We start from the raw sequence: 17,662 nt of genomic DNA on the forward strand, positions 1-17,662 counted from the left end.
CCCCGGGGGGGCCCGGGGCGTGGCCTCCCGCGGGGGGTGGCGGGGCGGGGGCGGCGGCGGGCGGGCGGGGGGTGGCGGGGTTCCGGGCCCCGCCCCCCCCCCCGCGCCGAAAAAGCAGGTGGGAGGCCGTGTCCGCCGTTGATAGGGTCCCGCCCCGTGACGAACTGGCGAGAGATCCATGAGAACGACTGCGCGCTCCCCCCGGGGCGCGGGCTGGACGAGCTGACCGCGGAACTGGCGGAGGCTCTGGGGAGCCCGGACCCCGAGATCAGGGACGGTTACCCGTACGCGGTGCTGGACGCCTGGATACGGAGCGGGGTGATCGACGGCGAGCGGTGTCTGGCGCTCGGTGACCTGATGGCGGAGCGCTTCACCGATCCGCGGATCGAGGCGCGGACCTTCGCCCCGCTCGTCCTGAGGATGATCGTGAACCAGGGCGGCACCAGGCCCGGCTGGCTCGACGCGTTCGCCGCCTGGTACCGCGCGGAGGCCGACCTGCGGGGCCGTGACGACACGCTCGGCTGGCTGCACGCGGTGGCGCACGGCGCGGACCTGCTGGGGGCCTTCGGCCTGCGGCCCGAGGTCGACCCCGGACCGCTGCTCGTGCTCGCCGCCGAGCGCCTGCTCGCCCCGACGGGGTACCTGTTCGCGGAGCGGGAGGACGACCGGCTCGCCAAGGCCGTGGCCCTCGTCCTCACCCGCCCCGACCTGACGCCGGAGCGGTCGACCGCCTGGCTGGCACCGATCGCCGAGGCCCTCGCCCCGTACGAGTACGGGCCGATGCCGGTCTGGGCCTCCAACACCGTCCGCACCCTGCGGGCCCTGTACCTGCTGGCGGACCTCGGGGTCTGCGCGGAGCGCGGCGGACGCCCCGTCCCGCTCGCCCACGGCGAGGTGGTGAAGGCCGGGGTGGCCGAGGTGCTGCGCCTGCCGCTCCGACAGGCCGGGGACGGGATCCCCACCCGGTCCAAGGGCGTCGAACGTCCCCCAATGTGACTGAACAGGACCGCTTCTGTCGGTTTGTCACCCCTGACGCATGAGGTAATTGATGCGAACTCGACCATTTGTGGCGGGCCGCTGTTAGGCTGCGCGACTGAATACGAACTCTCCACGATGTAAAAGGACTTGGAAGAGAGGGTGAAGGATCGCTCCTTCGCCGCCGCCGCCGACACCCGAGGAGCCACGTGAGACCCGAAGACGTCCCCCTGTTGTTCCAGGAGTTGGCCCGCGAGTTCGCCGACGTCACCGACATGTCGGTGGCGGCGACCGGTTCCCTCGCCCGCGGCGACCACCGCACCGGGCCGAGCGGAGACGTCGTCTCCAACCTCGACCTGGTGCACGTCGTGGCCGAGGACGCGGACGTGCCGGAGGTCCGCGACGTGGTGGGACGGAGGATGCGGCGGATCTCCGACACCTTCCGGATCGAGACGACGTCCGTCATCGCCAGGCTCCCGGCGTTCCGGCTGGCCGGCCACGCCCACTACCGGATCAGCATGAGGCCCGAGTGGTTCTGCGACGGCCTCGCACTCGGACCGGAGGGCTTCGACCTGCCGGGCCGCGACGACGGCGACCCGCACGGGGCACTGGCCTGGATGATGCAGCCCGTCCCCTACTACCTGGCGAAGGCGACGGCCCTGGACCCGACGACCAACCTCGCCAAGGCCCGCAGGGCCGCGACGCGGCTGGCCGACCGGTTCGATCTCAAGGAGGTACGCGACGGCCTCGACGACCTCCCGCGCGCCCTGCGCGCCCTGATCGCCGAGCGCGGCGTCACCCCGCTCGAATCCACCGCGCGCTACCTCGCCACCCCCACCCACCCCGCCGTCGCGCAGCTCGTCCGCGACGCGGTCTTCGTCGAGAGCATGGGCCTGTCGTCCGCCGACTCGATGGTCGTCCTGCTGCCGTCCGCCCCGAACTGACCACCACCGGAGAGCACCCCATGTCCACCCGGCAGCACGTGGAGATCCTGCCCCCGCACCCCTTGCGGGCCGGCTACGACAGGTCCTTGGAACGCGGGTCGATAGCCGACGACTTCCAACGGCGCCTGGAGCCCGCCAACTTCAACCCGGGCTACCTCGGCGCCCTGACCGAGCGGGTCGAACTGGCCCTGGGCCGGGACCCGGCGGACGAGGCCATGCGCTGGCGCCTGGCGTTCCTGCTGCTCCAGAACAACGCCACCGCGGCCGCCGTCGAACGGGCCGAGGACCTGCTCGCCGGAGCCGTCCTCCCGCAGAGCCGGCGCCTCGCCCACCTGGTGGCCGGGATCCGGAGCCGGGCCGGCCTGCCGCGCACCGGACGTGGCGTCCGGCGGGTCAACTGGTCGATCAACAACCGCTGTCCGATGTCCTGCCAGGGCTGCTACAACCCGTTCGCCGCGGAGCAGATCGACCTGGCCCAGGCGGACCGGATCATCGCGAAGCTCGCGGCGCACGGGACCACCGACCTGGTGCTGGCGGGCGGCGACCCGCTGCTGTGGCCGCCGATCTTCGACGTGGTCGACCACGCGATCGCCGCCGGCCTCAAGGTCGGCCTCGACACCACCGGCTACACGCTCACCGCCGAGAAGCTCGACCGCCTCCGCGGACTGTCCTCGCTGCGGCTGCCGCTGGACGCCGTCACCGCGGACGTGCAGCGGGCGTTCCGCCGCAGCCCGGACGCCGACCTCCTCCGGGCGCTGCTGGAATCCCTCGCCCTGTGCGACGCCGAGGGCTTCGACCGGGTGCGGGTGCACACCGTGGCGAGTGCCGAGAACCTCCACCAACTGCCGGAGCTCGCAGACGAGATCATGTCCCACCCTTCGGTCGCCCAGTGGGTGATCTTCCAGTGGTGGGGCCGACGGGCGTCGCCGGCCACGGTCCGCAGGCTCGGGGTGGCGGTCGAGGACGTCCGCGCGGTCGTGGACGGGATCCGGCGCGACCACCCCGGCCGGGAGGTCCACCTCGCGGAGAGCAGCGAGCGGGAGCTGCTGAACTGGATGATCCAGTCGAGCGGGCAGGTCGTCACCTTCGGGTCGGGCGCGGAGGAGGAGTTCATCCTGGGCAACCTCCTGACCGACGAGGTCGAGGAGATCCTGACCCATCCGATCCTGGACTTCGAGGCCATGTCCCGGGGGATCCCGGTCACCCCGGGAACCGTGTTCGGTCCCTCGGGTGCCGTGCGGGGCTGACGGACGCGGCCGATGCCGCCTCCGGCGCCCCGTCCTGGCGCCCCTCTCCGAGGCCCCCGCCGATAACGGAACGGTTGCGGAGCCCGCCGTTCCCCTCTCCAGGTCTTGACGGCACGGGGAGGGCGGGCGTTTGCTGTGTCCGCTCGTTCGAACCTGTTTGGTTCTGGTCTGTTTTGTGTGTTTGAACGTTCAAACTGACCCGAGCGACCCCCGCCGCACCAGTCACACCCACCACCCCCTGTGCACCACAGCCTTCCGGCGCCACCCCACCGAGAGGAATGCAATGTCACACCTTTCTCGTCGCGACCTTCTCCGCGCCTCCGGAGCCGGCCTGCTGGCCGTCGCCGCCGGCGGAACCCTCGCGGCCTGCGGCGGCGGCTCCGGATCGGGAGGCGCCGTCGGCGGGGACGCCGACACCGGCACGATCACCGTCTGGTCCTGGGCCACCGCCGCCGACGCCCTGCGCGGCATCGTCCCGGCCTTCGAGAAGGACAACCCGGGGATCAAGGTCGACGTCCAGGACATCGGCGAGCCCGCCATCTGGGACAAGATCACCGTCGGCCTGGCGGCCGGCGGCCAGGGCCTCGGCGACGTCCTCCACATCGGCTGTGACTACCTGCCCGGCTACCAGGAGAAGTTCCCCGGCGGCCTGGCCGACCTCTCCGCGCTCGGCGCCGACGCCCACAAGGACAAGTTCGCCAAGGGCCTGTGGCCGGTCGTCACCGGCAAGGACGGTCACGCCTACGCGCTGCCCTGGGAGGTCAACGCGCTGGGCTTCTTCTACCGCAAGGACTACTTCGACAAGGCGGGCATCGACCCCGAGACCTTCGCCACCTGGGACGACCTGCTCGCCGTCGCCGACCGCTTCAAGGCCGCCAACCCCGGCATCGCGCTGATCGGCGTCAACCGGGCCGCCAACCCCACCCCCGACCTGGACTTCCTCCAGGGCCTGATGCAGCTCCAGGGCGCCTTCTACTTCGACCTCCAGGGCAAGATCACCGTCGCCTCGGAGCCGGCCGTGCGCGCCCTGACCATCATCAAGCGGCTGGACGAGGCCGGGCTGATCGGTGACACCCCCGGCGTCCAGAGCTGGCCGCCGGTGATGAAGAGCGGCAAGCTCGCGGTGGCCGCGATGCCCACCTGGGTCGCGCACTACCTGGAGAAGAAGTTCCCCGACCAGAGCGGCAACTGGCGCCTCACCAAGCCCCCGGCGGTCACCCCCGGCGGCAAGCGCACCGCGCTGGTCAACTCCACCCACCTGGCCGTCGCCGCCTCCAGCCCGCGCCGCCGCGCCGCCTGGAAGTTCGTCGAGTACGCGCTCACCCGCACGGCCTCGGTCAACACGATGTTCAACGCGGGCGGCGTCTTCCCGGCCCTCACCGAGGCCTACGCCGACCCGATGTACGCCGCGCCCAGCGCCTTCTACGGCGGCCAGGCGGTGCTCAAGACCTTCACCGACCTCGCCACCGAGGGCGGCGACCCCACCAACTACTCCGGCGACTACGCCCGCGCCCTCAAGCTCGTCAGCGACGCCCAGACCAAGGTCCTCCTCAAGGGCGCCGACCCGGCCGCCGTCCTCCAGGACGCCGCCAAGCAGCTCGCCCAGCAGACGGGGCGCGGTATCGTATGAGTGCCGCCAGCCCGACCTCCGCCGCCCTCACCGGGAAGGCCCGGCCGAGCCGCCGGCGGCGCACCGCCCTGCCGTACCTGCTGCTCGCCCCGGCCCTGCTCACCTTCGGCGTGTTCAAGGCCTACCCGATCATCGAGTCGCTCTGGCTCTCCTTCACCACCGGCTCCGGCGCCGCCACCCGCAGCGCCGGCATCGCCAACTACCGGCGGCTGCTGGACGATCCGCTGTTCTGGACGGCCCTGCGCAACACCGGCGAGATCCTCGTCGTCCAGGTCCCGCTGATGCTCGGACTGGCCCTGCTGATGGCCGTCGGCATCAACTCCGCGGTGGTGCGCTGGCGCACGGTGTGGCGGCTCGGCGTCTTCATGCCCTCGGTCACCGGCCTGGTCGCCACCGGCGTGATGTTCGCCTACCTGCTCAAGTCCGACGACGGCGCGGTCAACTGGGTGCTGAACGCCGTCGGCCTGCCCTCCGTCGACTGGCTGGGCCAGCCGGTCTGGGCCCGGATGGCCGTCGTGGTGGTGCTCACCTGGCACTACACCGGCTACAACGCCGTCATCTACCTCGCCGGACTCCAGTCCATCCCGAAGGAGTTGTACGAGGCCGCGATGGTCGACGGCGCCGGCCCGATCCGCCGCTTCACCTCGATCACCGTCCCCGCGCTGCGTCCGGTGCTGCTGTTCACGGTCGTGCTCTCGACCATCGGCACGCTCCAGCTCTTCGACGAGCCGTACGTGCTGACCGGCGGCGGGCCGGACAACGCCACCCTGACCGTCTCCATGTACCTGTACCAGAACGGCTTCCGGTACTTCGACTTCGGCTACGCCTCCGCCATCGCCTACGCGCTCACCCTGATCGTGTCGGTGCTCGGCGCCCTCCAGATGCGCCTGATGGGAGAGCGCGACAAGTGACCTCCAAGACCACCACCCCCCAAACCGCGACGCCCGGGAGCACGACGCCCGAGGACGCGACACCCCGGAGCGCCACGCCCGGGAGCACGACCCCCAGGAGGGCGAACCCCCTCAAGAGGCTGCGCGGCTGGCCGCTCACCTTCTTCCTGGCCGGCATCACCGGGCTGTCGATCGCCCCCTTCTACTGGCTGGTGGTCTCCGCCACCCGCAAGGACACCGAGGTCTTCGACTGGCCGCCCAAGCTGCTGCCCGGCGGGAGCCTCGGCGAGAACCTGAGCCACCTGCAGCAGAAGATCGGCCTGCTCCGGGTGATCGGGAACTCCGTGCTGGTGGCGGGGGTCCAGACGCTGGGCGCCCTCGTCGTGGCGCTGCTCGCGGGCTACGCCTTCGCCAAGTTCCGCTTCCGCGGCCGCACCCTGCTGTTCGCACTGCTGCTGTCCACCCTCGTGGTGCCCGAACAGGTCACGCTGGTACCGCTGTTCAAGATGATGACGAACTTCGGTCTGCTGGACACCTACCAGGCGCTGATCCTGCCCGGCCTGTGCGTGCCGTTCGCCATCTTCCTGATGCGGCAGTCGCTGAGCAGCCTGCCGGACGAACTCCTGGACGCCGCCCGGGTCGACGGCGCGGGTGAGATCCGGGTGCTGTTCAGCGTGGTGGTGCCGGTCATGCGGCCGGTGCTGGCGGCGCTGTCGATCTTCCTCTTCCTGGGGTCCTGGAACCAGTTCGTCTGGCCGCTGATCGCCCTGCGCAGCCCCGAGATGCACACCCTGCCGGTCGCCCTGGCGACGCTGCACGGCAACAAGTCCAACACCGACTACGGCGCGATCCTCTCCGGCACCGCGCTGTCCACCCTGCCGATGATGGTCCTCTTCCTGGTCCTCCAGCGGCAGTTCATCTCCGGCCTGCTGGCCGGCGCCACGAAGGGCTGACCATGACCGAGAGCACGATCGAGAGCAGTACCGACAGCACGGGCGGGACGACGACCGGCACCGACGACGTCTGGGAGCCGCACGCCCCCACCGCCGCCGGCGGCCTGCGCCGGCTGTACGCCGACGGGCTGGACCTGCGGGTGAGCGGCACCGGCACGGCCCGGGGCATCGCCGACGGGGTGGTGGAGGTGACCGCCGAGGGCGCGGGCGAGGTGCGGATCGAGTGGCGCGTGCCCTGCGTGGACGCCACCGCCCTGTGGACCCCCGAGCCGCGCGGCACCGGCCGGCTGCCCGCCGCCTGGAGCGCCCCGCGCCGCACCTCGCTGGCCAACGGCGCGCCGATCGCCGCGCTGGTCGGCACCGGGGACGTCGCCCTGTGCGCCTTCGCCGCCGGGCGTCCGGACGTGCTGACCGGGGCCGGAGTGGTCGAGGAGACCGGCGAGTTCCGGTTCTGGGCCCAGGCCACCGACCGGCTCACCGTCCGGATCGACACCTCCCGCCGCCACTTCGGGCGCGCCCTGGCCGACCTCGCCGCCTGGTGGGGCGAGGGCCGCACGGCCGACATCCCGGACGCCGCCCGCCGCCCCGCGTACTCCACCTGGTACTCGATGCACCAGGACATCACCCCCAAGGGCGTCGAGACCCAGGCCGCGCTCGGCAAGGAGCTGGGCCTGGACGTGATCATCGTGGACGACGGCTGGATGACCGCCGACCGCACCCGCGGCTACGCCCACTGCGGCGACTGGGAGCCGGTCTCGCTGCCCGACACCGCCGCCCACGTGCGGCGGGTGCACGACCTCGGCGTGCGCTACATGCTCTGGTACGCGCTGCCGTTCATCGGCAAGGACAGCGCCGCGTACCGGGAGATCGGCCACCTCGCGCTGGCCGACGCCGCCCACATGGGCGCGATCGTCGCCGACCCGCGCCACCCCGAGGTCCGGGCCTTCCTCACCGACCGGCTCGCCCGGGCCGTCGAGGAGTGGGGCATGGACGGCCTCAAGGTGGACTTCGTCGACTGGTTCGCCCGCGCCGCCGAGAGCGCCGACGCCCCGCCGGCCCGCCCCGGCGCGGACTGCGCGACCGTCGACGAGGGCGTGGAGCGGCTGCTCGCCGGGATCCGCGGCCGGATCACCGCCGCCGATCCGGAGGCGATGATCGAGCACCGCCAGCCGTACGTCAGCCCCGGCCTGTGGCCGTACGCGACCATGATCCGCGCCACCGACTGCCCGCTCAGCCCGCAGGAGAACCGGCAGCGGACCGTCGACGTGCGGCTCGCGGCCGGGCCCGTCCCCGTCCACGCCGACATGCTGATGTGGCACCAGGGCGAGCCGCCGGAGCAGGTCGCCTGCCACCTGATCAACGTGCTGTTCTCGGTGCCGCAGGTCTCCGTCGACCTCGCCGCGCAGAGCGAGGCCCAGCGCGAGACCATCGCCTTCTGGCTCGGCGTCTTCCGCGAGCACACCGACACCCTCCAGCTCGGCGAACTGCTCCCGGCCCGCCCGGACCTCGGCTACCCGATGGTCACCGCGCGCGGCGCCGACACCGTGGCGGTGGCCCGCTACGCCGCGCTGCCGGTGGACGTCTCCGGCGGGGACTGGCACACCCTGCTGGTCGCCAACGCCGACGCCGACCCGGACGTCCGGCTCACCGGCGGCCGCGGGCAGGTGGCGGTGACGGTGCAGGACGCCCGGGGGCGTATCGTCCGGCAGGGCGAGGTCGAGCTGGACCGGGCGGACGCGATCGTGGTGCCGCGCGGCGGACTGCTGACCCTGCGCCGGGCCTGACCCCGCGCCGGGCCTGACCCCGCGTCGGGCCCGGTCCCGCGCAGGGCCCGACCCGCTCGGGGCGGCGGACCGGTTCCGGCCCCGTCGTCCCGAGCCCCGACCACCCCTGGAGGACCGCATGCCCGAGGGACCGCACCGCCCGCGCCGTGGCGCCGCCACGATCGAGGAGGTCGCCCGGGCGGCCGGGGTCTCCCGGCAGACCGTCTCCAACACGCTGAACGCGCCGCAGCGGGTCCGCCCGGAGACCCTGGAGCGGGTGAACGCGGCGATCCGCGAACTCGGCTACCAGCCCGACCAGTCGGCCCGCTCGCTGCGCAGCGGCGCCCGCCGCACCATCGGCTACCTCGCCCCGGTGGACGACCCGCTCGACCCGAACCCGCTGATGGCCGGCTTCCTGGAGGCCCTGGTCGACGCGGCCGGGGCGGCCGGGCAGCGGGTGCTGCTGTTCCGGCCGGGGCAGGGCACGGCCGACCCGGCGGCGTCGATCGACGAACTGGTGGCGGCCCGCCAGGTGGACGGACTGGTGCTGGCCGACGTGCTGCACGAGGACGTCCGGATCGCCCATGCGGCCCGGCTCGGCGTCCCGTTCGTCAGCTTCGGACGGACCGGGCCGGGGCAGCCGCAGCACTGGGTGGACATCGGCAACGAGGCGGCGATGGCCGAGGTGGTGCGGCACCTCGCGGCGCTCGGCCACCGCCGGATCGGCTACCTCGGGGCCGCCGAGGAGCTGCCCTGGATGGCGGCGCGGCGGGCCGGGTTCCTGGCCGAGGCCGACCGGCTCGGCCTGTCCGCGGTGGCGACGGGCGCGGCGGGGGCTGGGGCGGGAGCCGTTGACGGGGCCGGGGGAGCGGCCGGGGGCTCCGTGACGGCCTCCGTACGGGCGCTGCTGCGCGGGCCCGACCGGCCGACCGCCGTCGCGGCCGGCAGCGACCTGCTGGCACTGGACGTGTACGAGGCGGTCCGGGCGGAGGGGCTGGTGATCGGGCCCGGCGGGGTGGCGGTCACCGGGTTCCACGACACGCCGCTCTGCCGGCACCTCCATCCCGGGCTGACCTCGGTCCGGCTGCCGCTGCGGGCGATCGCCACGGCGCTGGTCGGCCGGCTGCTGGACCAGGTGCGCGGGCGGGCGGCGCCGGGCGAGGGCCTGGAGCTGCCCACCGAGCTGGTGGTGCGGGGGAGTTCGGGCCGCTCCGGCGGGGCGCAGCGATCCGGCTGGTCGGGTTGGTTCGGCGAGCCGGAGCGGTCGGGTGAGCCAGGGCGGTCGGGCCGGTCGGGTGAGTCGGGCCGGTCGGGCCGGTCGGGCCGGTCGGGCTAGCCGGGCCGGTTCGTGCGGTCCGCCGTCGCCGCCACGATCAGCTCGCTGACCATGCCCGCGGCGGCCGCCCGCTGCTCGGCGGGCAGGGCGTCGTCGGTGACCAGGACGTCCAGCTGGTCCAGGTCGGCGAAGGTGGCCAGGCCGACCGCGTTCCACTTGGTGTGGTCCGCGACCACGACCACCCGGCGGGCCGACCGGAGGAAGGCGCGGTTGGTCTCCGCCTCGGCCAGGTTCGGGGTGGTCAGCCCGGCCTCGGGGGAGAGCCCGTGGCAGCCCAGGATCAGCAGATTGACGTGCAGGGAGCGGATCGCCCGGTCGGCCACCGGGCCGACCAGCGCGTCCGAGGGGGTCCGCACGCCGCCGGTGCGGATCACCGTGGCGGTGGCCGGCGTGCCGTCCTCGGCGGGCTGTTCCAGCAGCTCGGCGATCCGCAGCGAGTTGGTCACCACGGTCAGGCCCTCGACCGCGCGCAGGTGCCGGGCGACCGCGAAGGTGGTCGTCCCGCCGGCCAGCCCGACCGCCGAACCCGGCGGGACGAGCGCGGCGGCGGCCCGGGCGATCGCCTCCTTGGCGGGCAGCTCCCAGTGCGCCTTGGTCTCGAACCCGGGCTCGCCGGTGGCCGGCGCCTCGACCCGGACGGCGCCGCCGTGCACCTTGTGGACCAGGCCCCGGCGCGCCAGCGCGTCCAGGTCGCGCCGGACCGTCATGTCGGAGACCCCGAGGTCGCGGACCAGCTCGGTGACCCGGACCCCGCCGCGCTCGCGGATCTGCTCCAGGATCAGCACGCGGCGCTGTCCGGCGAGCGGTTGGGCGCTGTCAGCCATCGGGAGGCCTCCTTCGAGCACTTCGGCCGTGTGCTCATGGTGGATAATGTTTGAGATTGTAGCTTTCTGTTGATTTACCCATGTCCAATGGCTTCACTCGGAGGAAGAAGGGCCATGCCCGGTACGTCCCTGACCCAGCCCACCGTCAGGACAGTGACCACCCTCGCGGACGGTCGGCAGCTGATCTACTACGACGGCGGCACCGCCGCCCCCCGGTGCGCGGTGGACGAACGGCCGCTCGACCCGCAGACCCCCGGTTCCGAGGTCCGGCTGGACCCGGCCACCGGCGACTGGGTCACCATCGCGGCCCACCGCCAGGCGCGCACCTACCGGCCGCCGGCCGAGGAGTGCCCGCTCTGCCCGTCCCGGGACGGGCGGCACAGCGAGATCCCGGCCGAGGACTACCAGGTGGCCGTCTTCGAGAACCGCTTCCCCTCGCTGGCCGGCCCGCCCGCGGAGCCCGTCCGGGCGGCCGGGGGCCTGTGGACCAGCGGCCCCGGCGCCGGGCGCTGCGAGGTGGTCTGCTTCACCGCCGACCACGAGGCCTCCTTCGCCGACCTCACCCCCGAGCGCGCCCGGCTCGTCCTGGACGCCTGGACCGACCGCACCGCCGAACTCTCCGCCCTGCCCGGCGTGCGGCAGGTCTACTGCTTCGAGAACCGGGGCGCCGAGATCGGCGTCACCCTCGCTCACCCGCACGGCCAGGTCTACGCCCTGCCCTTCACCGCCCCGCGCACCGCCCGGATGGCCACCCGCGCCGCCGAACACCGCGCCGCCACCGGCCGCAACCTCTTCGAGGACCTGCTCGCCGCCGAACGCGCCCACGGCGACCGCATCGTGCTCGCCGGGACGCACTGGACGGCCTTCGTCCCCTTCGCCGCCCGCTGGCCGTACGAGGTCCACCTCCACCCGCACCGCCGGGTGCCCGACCTGACCGAGCTGGACGCCGAACAGCGGGACGAATTCCCCGCCCTCTACCTGGAGTTGCTGCGCCGCTTCGACCGGCTCTTCGGCACCGGCCGCACCCCGTACATCTCCGCCTGGCACCAGGCCCCGGCCGGACAGCGGGACGAACTCGCCCTGCACCTGGAGCTGTTCACCATCCGCCGCACCGCCGACAAGCTCAAGTACCTGGCCGGGGTGGAATCCGGCATGGACGCCTTCGTCAACGACGTCACCCCCGAGGACGCGGCCCGCCGGCTGCGGGAGGTTGCCGCATGAACACCTTCGAGCAGCTGTACGGCCGCCCCTCCGAGGGGGAGTGGGCCGCCCCCGGCCGGGTCAACCTGATCGGCGAACACACCGACTACAACCTCGGGTTCGTCCTCCCCATCGCCCTGCCGCGGACCGTCCGCGCCCAGGCCGCCCGGCGGGAGGACGGACTGCTGCGGCTCTGGTCCGCCCAGGGCGGTGACCTCGTGACGCTGAAGGTGGACGACCTCGCCCCCGGCTCGGTGCCCGGCTGGGCCGGCTACCCGGCCGGGGTGGTGTGGGCGCTGCGCGAGGCCGGCCACCGGGTCGGCGGGGCCGACCTCCGACTGGACAGCGACGTGCCCGGCGGCGCCGGGCTCTCCTCCTCGGCCGCCCTGGAGTGCGTCGTCGCCGCCGTCTGCAACGACCTGTACGGGCTGGGCCTGGCGGGCCCGGAACTGGCGGTGCTGGCACAGCGGGCCGAGAACGCCTTCGTCGGCGTGCCCTGCGGAATCATGGACCAGATGGCCTCGATGTGCTGCCGCCCCGGGGCCGCCCTGTTCCTCGACAGCCGCGATCTGACGATGCGTCAGGTGCCCGTCGACCTCGCGGGCGCGGGCCTCGCCCTGCTCGTCCTGGACACCCGGGTGAAGCACGACCTCGGCGACGGCGCCTACGCCGCGCTGCGGGCCGGCTGCGAACGCGCCGCCGCCCTGCTCGGGCTGCCCGCGCTCCGCTCGCTCCAGCCGGCCGGACTGGCAGACGCGCTCGCCCGGCTCCCCGAGGACCTGGTTCCCCTCGTGCGCCACGTGGTCACCGAGAACGCCCGGGTGGAGGCCGCCGTCGCCCGTCTGGACGCCGGCGACCCCGCCGCGCTCGGCCCGATCCTCACCGCCGGGCACGCCTCGCTGCGCGACGACTACCGGGTCTCCTGCCCGGAGACCGACCTCGCCGTCGACGCGGCCCTGGCCGCCGGCGCCCACGGCGCGCGGATGACCGGCGGCGGCTTCGGCGGCTCGGTCATCGCCCTGGTGGACACGGACACCGCCGAGCGCGTCGCCGCCGAGGTCACCGCCGCCTTCCGCGAAGCCGGGTACGCCGAGCCGCGCACCCTCACCGCCGTCCCGGCGGAGGGGGCGCGCCGGCTCCGCTGAACCGCTCCGCCGGGCGGGGGCTCGGGACAGGCCCTACGCCCGGTGGGCGGCCGGGCGCTCCGGGGAGGCCTCCGCGAGCGCCCGGGTGACCGCCTCGACCCCGGCCCGCAGCCCGTACACCGGGGTGGCCGGCTGCTGGCGCCAGGACTCGTCGATCCCGCCCGCGTCCACGGTGTCGAAGCCCAACGCGTCGACCAGCTCCCGCACCACCCGCTTGGCCGCCTCGTCGTCCGACGCGACCGGCACGGCGATCCGCTCCGGGTCCCCGGCCGGGCGCGGGCGCTCCAGCAGGTCCTGGGCGTAGGTGCCGTTGAACACCTTCACCACCCGGTGCCCGAGGTGCTGCTCCGTCCACCGGCTCTCGGTGAGCCCGCCGTCCTCGATCGCGTCGATCCGGCCGTCGCGCTCCTTCGGGTAGTAGTTGCCGGTGTCGATCACCGCGACGCCCTCGGCGGCGCCGTCCAGCAGCCCGGCGGGCAGGTCCGGCACGCTCTTCAGCGGCACCGTCACCACCACGACCTGCGCGCCCCGGGCGGCCTCGGAGACCGTCACCGCCGTCGCGCCGGTCTCCTCGACCAGTGCCTTGAGCGTCTCCGGGCCACGGGAGTTGGCCACCGATACCTCGTGCCCCAGCGACGTCAGCCGTCGCGTCAGGTTGCCGCCGATGTTGCCCGCGCCGATGATGCCGATCTTCATGGGAAGTCCCTCTTCGCGAGTGCCGTATTGGACCGTCGCCCTGGCCCAACCATCCGGTGATCGCGCCGATTCCCGGTCGGCAGGGTGGTTTTCCTGGACCCACGGTCGAGGCGGGCCTGGTGTCGGCCCGGCACCGGTCGCGAAGGTGAACGGCATGAGCCACAGTTCCTCCGACGCCACCGTTCATTCCGATGCCACCGTCCCCGGCGATGCCACCGTCCCCTCCGCCGCCACCGTCCCCGGCGACTCCACGGTCCTCGTCACCGGCGGCACCAGCGGCATGGGCCTCGCCACCGCCCGTCACCTCCTTGCCACCGGCGCCCGGGTCGTCGTCACCGGCCGTGACGACGCGCGGCTCGCCCGCGCCGCGGCGCGCCTCGACGCCGGCGACCGGCTGCTCACCGTCCGCGCCGACGCCTCCGTAGCGGCCGACCTCGCCCGGCTGGCCGACACCGTGCGGGAGCGGTACGGCCGGCTCGACGGGGTCTTCGCCAACGCCGGCGTGGCCGGCTTCCAGCCGGTGGACGAGGTGACGGAGGCCGAGTTCGACCGGATCGTCGCGGTCAACCTCAAGGGCGTGTTCCTCACCGTCCAGCACGCCCTGCCGCTACTGGACGCCGCCGGCGGCGGATCCGTCGTCCTCAACGCCTCCTGGACCCCGCACCGCGGCCTGCCCGGCGCCGCCGTCTACGCCGCCACCAAGGCCGCCGTCCTCAGCCTCGCCCGCACCCTCGGCAGCGAACTGGCCGGACGCGGCATCCGGGTCAACTCGGTCAGCCCCGGCTACATCGTCACCGAGATGTTCCACGCGGCCGTCCCGGACCCGGCCGACCACGAGCCGATCCGCGGCCACGTCCCGCTCGGCCGGCTGGGCACCGCCGAGGACGTCGCGCAGACGGTCGCCTTCCTGCTCTCCGACCGCTCCTCGTACATCACCGGGCAGGACATCGTGATCGACGGCGGGCTCGTCCCGGCCTTCCCGTCCCTGACCGGCTGACCGGCTGACGCCCCGGCTCCGCCGTGCCTGGTCCTGACAGGGCCAGGCACGGCGGCACCCGTCCGGGTGACAATCCATGACGTGAACCCGAGCAGCGCCCTGAGCGAATTCCTCCGCACCCGCCGCGCCGGCCTGCGGCCCGAGGACGTCGACCTCCCCGACTACGGCGGCCGCCGCCGCGTCGCCGGGCTGCGCCGCGAGGAGCTCGCCCACCTCGCCGGAGTCAGCGTCGACTACTACACCCGCCTCGAACAGGGCCGGGTCGGCAACCCGTCGGACGCCGTCCTCGACGCCGTCGCCCGCGCCCTGCGGCTGGCCCCCGACGAGTCCGGCCACCTGCACCGCCTCGCCCGGCCCACGGCCCGCCCCCGCCGCCCCGTCGAGCGCCAGCGGCCCCGCCCCTCGCTGCTGCGCCTGCTGGAGCAACTCCCGCACACCCCGGCCTTGGTGATGGGCCACCGGATGGACGTCCTCGCCTGGAACCACGCCGCCGTCGCGCTCCTCGGCGACTACGGCGCCCTGCCGGTCGAGGAGCGCAACATCGCCCGCATCACCTTCCTCGACCCGGCCTCCCGCGAGCTCTACGCCGACTGGGCCGCGTGCGCCCGGGAGAACGTCGCCTTCCTCCACCTGGAGGCCGGCCGCCGCCCCGACGACCCGCTGCTCGCCGAGCTGATCGGCCAACTCTGCCTGGGCAGCGAGGAGTTCCAGCGGATGTGGGCCGACCACCCGGTCGCCGACAAGACCTCGGGCCGCAAGGCCTTCCGCCACCCCCTGGCCGGCACGCTGGACCTCGTGTACGACACCCTGCGGCCGGCCGACGACCCCGGCCAGGCGCTGGTGACCTACACCGCCGACCCGGGCTCGGCATCGGACGACGGGCTGCGGGTGCTGCTGTCCTGGGCGGCCTCGGGCTGAGGTTCCCCCGTCACTTCGAGCAGGTTCTCCCTGGCCAGGACGGTCGACGGATGGTCCGGCCCGAGGACGCGGTCGAGGTCCGCCGCCGCCCGGCGGAGCATCTCCACCCCTCGCTCCACGTCTCCGGCATGCAGGTACATGACCGCGAGGTTGTTGCGGGAGGTGAGGGTGTCCGGGTGGTCGGCGCCGAGGACGCGCCGGCGGTCGGCGAGGACCTGCTCCTGGAGACCGATGGCGTCCTCGACGCGTCCGGCCTCCAGGTAGGTGGCGGCCAGGTTGTTGCGGGAGGTGAGGGTGTCGGGGTGGTCGGCGCCCAGCTCGTGCCGGCGGTCGGCGAGGACCTGTTCCTGGAGACCGATGGCGTCCTCGACGCGTCCGGCCTCCGAGTAGGTGGCGGCCAGGTTGTTGCGGGCCATCAGGACGGTGGGGTGGTCACTGCCGTGGAGGCGTTGGAGGTCGGCGAGGACCTGCTCCTGGAGACTCATCGCCTCGTCGGTGCGTCCGGCCTCCCAGCACGACTGCGCGAGGTTCCCGAGGGCCGCGAGAGTGTCGGGATGGTCGCCTCCCAGGACGCGCTCGCTCGTGGTGGCGAGATGTGTCCAGTACTGGATGCCGGTGGCGTACAGGCCCGCCTCCACGAGGCTGGCGCCGCAGCGGAACAGCAGCAGGTGCATCCCCAGCGGCCGCTGGATCAGGCCGGTGGGCCCGTGCCTGGTGAGCACGTCGGTGTTGGCCCGGAGCGTCGCGGCCAAACCCTGCACGCCGTAGTCCGCGGTCGGCCACAGTTCGAGAAGGGCCTCGGCGACCACGATGCCCGCCCGCGTCGAGTCGGGACCCGTGTCGAGGGCGGCACGGGCGGTGAGCGCATGGAGGGTCACCTCCCGGTGGGAGGTCTCGGTGAGGGTGACGAGGCTGTAGTTGTGCAGGAGCGCGAGCGCCTCCATCGCGTCGTCGGCCGTGACGGGCGCGCCGCGGACCCTGCCGAGATGCTCCAGCACCGGCCCGGTGCCCCACAGCTCCTGCGGATGCCCGGCCGGGTCGAGCAGCGCCGCCAACCGGAGCACCGGCCCGGCGAGCCCGACCGGCTCCTCCTGCTGCGCCGCGTCGAGGGCCAGCAGCAGCGCCGCCGCGACCGGCCCCCGGTAGCCGTCGGCACCGGAGCGGGCCGGCAGAACGGCGTCCAGGCTGCGCGAGCGGTCGCGGAAGAGCTCCAGGTAACGGCCGCAGCCGCGCCGGGTGTTGACCATGCAGGCGGCGGCGTGGGCCAGCGCCAGCGGCAGGTGGCCCAGCGCCTCGGCGAGCTCCTCCGCGTGCTCGTCGAGGAAGCGGGCGCACTTGGCCCGCTCCAGCCGCTCGCCGAGGTAGGCGGCCGATTCGGCGGGGGAGTAGGTGGTGACGTCCACGAGGGTCCGGTCGCTGCCCGTACTGGCGGCTCCCCGGTGGCGGGTGGTGGCGATGACCCGGCCCCGGCCGCCCCGGCTGGTGACGGGCCAGAGCTCCTCGGGCGTGTGCTCGGTGGTGTTGTCGAGGACGATCAGCCAGCTCTGCTCGGTGACGGCCAGCCAGGCGAGGAAGCGCTCCGCGTCCTGTTCGGCCTCACCGCTCGCCCCGGGCACCCCCAGCTGCACGGCGGCCCGGGCGTACAGCTCGGTCACGGCGGAGGGCTCGGCCGCGTCGGCCCACAGCACCAGGTCGGTGCCCGCCTCGACGGCCGCGCGCGCGTAGTGCGCGGCGAGCTGCGACTTGCCGACGCCGCCACCGCCCGCCAGCACCTGGCTCAGCACGACCGTCCCGTACTCCCCGCGGGCCTCGTCGATCTCCCTCCGCAGCTCCTCACGGGGCTGGAAGGCCGTCGCCCTGGGCGGGATCCGCCCGATCACCACCGGCCACCGCACCTCGACGGCAGCCGGCGCGGCGTACTGGTGGACGGTCAGTTCGCGCGCCTGGAAGGTGCTGCCGTTGACCGTGCTGTTCTCGATGCCGTTCCTGACCTGCCAGCCCTGCACCTGCTCGCCCCCACCGCCCGGCGTGTCGAATGGGCACCATTATGGGAGCCGAAACGGCGCTGCCGTGGGCGCCCCGGGGGGCGGCGGCGCGGGGCGCGTCGGGGGGGACGGGGGGGGGGGGGGGATGGGCGGCGGAGT

General features: G+C 73.9%; 15 protein-coding genes. 12 read left to right on the forward strand and 3 right to left on the reverse strand.

What is annotated here, in order from left to right:
* Positions 1 to 156: 156 nt before the first annotated feature.
* The 8 genes from ACFWJ4_RS30445 (at position 157) to ACFWJ4_RS30480 (ending at position 9,738) form a co-directional block, all read left to right on the forward strand.
* Complete coding sequence (locus tag ACFWJ4_RS30445) at positions 157 to 996, forward strand: DUF2785 domain-containing protein (protein WP_380549517.1); 840 nt, start codon at positions 157 to 159, stop codon at positions 994 to 996.
* 188 nt (positions 997 to 1,184) lie between these two features.
* Positions 1,185 to 1,919 (forward strand): hypothetical protein, encoded by a 735-nt coding sequence (locus ACFWJ4_RS30450; protein ID WP_380549520.1) that lies wholly within the window; start codon positions 1,185 to 1,187, stop codon positions 1,917 to 1,919.
* 20 nt (positions 1,920 to 1,939) lie between these two features.
* Positions 1,940 to 3,166, forward strand: coding sequence for a radical SAM protein (locus ACFWJ4_RS30455; protein WP_380549522.1), 1,227 nt, complete (start codon positions 1,940 to 1,942; stop codon positions 3,164 to 3,166).
* A gap of 283 nt (positions 3,167 to 3,449) precedes the next feature.
* Positions 3,450 to 4,796, forward strand: a complete 1,347-nt coding sequence (locus tag ACFWJ4_RS30460) for an ABC transporter substrate-binding protein (protein WP_380549525.1) — start codon at positions 3,450 to 3,452, stop codon at positions 4,794 to 4,796.
* On the forward strand, positions 4,793 to 5,707 hold the full coding sequence (locus ACFWJ4_RS30465; protein WP_380549528.1) for a carbohydrate ABC transporter permease: 915 nt from the start codon (positions 4,793 to 4,795) through the stop codon (positions 5,705 to 5,707). Before ACFWJ4_RS30460 ends, ACFWJ4_RS30465 begins: the two co-directional genes overlap by 4 nt.
* Positions 5,704 to 6,639, forward strand: a complete 936-nt coding sequence (locus ACFWJ4_RS30470) for a carbohydrate ABC transporter permease (RefSeq protein ID WP_380549531.1) — start codon at positions 5,704 to 5,706, stop codon at positions 6,637 to 6,639. Before ACFWJ4_RS30465 ends, ACFWJ4_RS30470 begins: the two co-directional genes overlap by 4 nt.
* A 2-nt stretch (positions 6,640 to 6,641) precedes the next feature.
* Positions 6,642 to 8,423, forward strand: coding sequence for a glycoside hydrolase family 36 protein (locus ACFWJ4_RS30475; protein ID WP_380549534.1), 1,782 nt, complete (start codon positions 6,642 to 6,644; stop codon positions 8,421 to 8,423).
* Between the two features lie 118 nt (positions 8,424 to 8,541).
* The gene (locus ACFWJ4_RS30480; RefSeq protein ID WP_380549537.1) at positions 8,542 to 9,738 is read left to right on the forward strand and encodes a LacI family DNA-binding transcriptional regulator; all 1,197 of its coding nucleotides are present in this window, start codon (positions 8,542 to 8,544) and stop codon (positions 9,736 to 9,738) included.
* Here ACFWJ4_RS30480 and ACFWJ4_RS30485 read toward each other — a convergent pair.
* Positions 9,735 to 10,562 carry a DeoR/GlpR family DNA-binding transcription regulator gene (locus ACFWJ4_RS30485; protein ID WP_380549540.1) on the reverse strand — a complete coding sequence of 276 codons (828 nt, stop codon included), beginning with the start codon at positions 10,560 to 10,562 and terminating at the stop codon, positions 9,735 to 9,737. The two genes, ACFWJ4_RS30480 and ACFWJ4_RS30485, sit on opposite strands and share 4 nt — an antisense overlap.
* A 114-nt stretch (positions 10,563 to 10,676) precedes the next feature.
* On the opposite strand from ACFWJ4_RS30485, the gene galT reads away from it, so the two are divergent.
* Together galT and galK are read left to right on the forward strand one after the other, a co-directional pair.
* Positions 10,677 to 11,783 carry a galactose-1-phosphate uridylyltransferase gene (gene galT, locus ACFWJ4_RS30490; RefSeq protein WP_380549543.1) on the forward strand — a complete coding sequence of 369 codons (1,107 nt, stop codon included), beginning with the start codon at positions 10,677 to 10,679 and terminating at the stop codon, positions 11,781 to 11,783.
* A complete protein-coding gene (gene galK / locus ACFWJ4_RS30495) occupies positions 11,780 to 12,907 on the forward strand; it encodes a galactokinase (protein ID WP_380549546.1) in 1,128 nt (375 codons plus the stop codon). Before galT ends, galK begins: the two co-directional genes overlap by 4 nt.
* Before the next feature lie 33 nt (positions 12,908 to 12,940).
* On the opposite strand, the gene ACFWJ4_RS30500 is transcribed toward galK, so the two are convergent.
* Positions 12,941 to 13,603 (reverse strand): NADPH-dependent F420 reductase, encoded by a 663-nt coding sequence (locus tag ACFWJ4_RS30500; RefSeq protein ID WP_380549549.1) that lies wholly within the window; start codon positions 13,601 to 13,603, stop codon positions 12,941 to 12,943.
* A gap of 154 nt (positions 13,604 to 13,757) precedes the next feature.
* On the opposite strand from ACFWJ4_RS30500, the gene ACFWJ4_RS30505 reads away from it, so the two are divergent.
* Together ACFWJ4_RS30505 and ACFWJ4_RS30510 are read left to right on the forward strand one after the other, a co-directional pair.
* Positions 13,758 to 14,600, forward strand: a complete 843-nt coding sequence (locus ACFWJ4_RS30505) for an SDR family NAD(P)-dependent oxidoreductase (protein ID WP_380549552.1) — start codon at positions 13,758 to 13,760, stop codon at positions 14,598 to 14,600.
* 81 nt (positions 14,601 to 14,681) lie between these two features.
* Positions 14,682 to 15,518, forward strand: coding sequence for a helix-turn-helix domain-containing protein (locus ACFWJ4_RS30510; protein ID WP_380549555.1), 837 nt, complete (start codon positions 14,682 to 14,684; stop codon positions 15,516 to 15,518).
* Here the strand turns inward: ACFWJ4_RS30510 and ACFWJ4_RS30515 are convergent.
* Complete coding sequence (locus ACFWJ4_RS30515) at positions 15,446 to 17,524, reverse strand: tetratricopeptide repeat protein (protein ID WP_380549558.1); 2,079 nt, start codon at positions 17,522 to 17,524, stop codon at positions 15,446 to 15,448. The genes ACFWJ4_RS30510 and ACFWJ4_RS30515 overlap by 73 nt on opposite strands.
* Positions 17,525 to 17,662 lie beyond the last annotated feature (138 nt).

This window comes from Kitasatospora sp. NPDC127067 (assembly GCF_042724755.1).
GTDB lineage: Bacteria > Actinomycetota > Actinomycetes > Streptomycetales > Streptomycetaceae > Kitasatospora > Kitasatospora lactacystinica.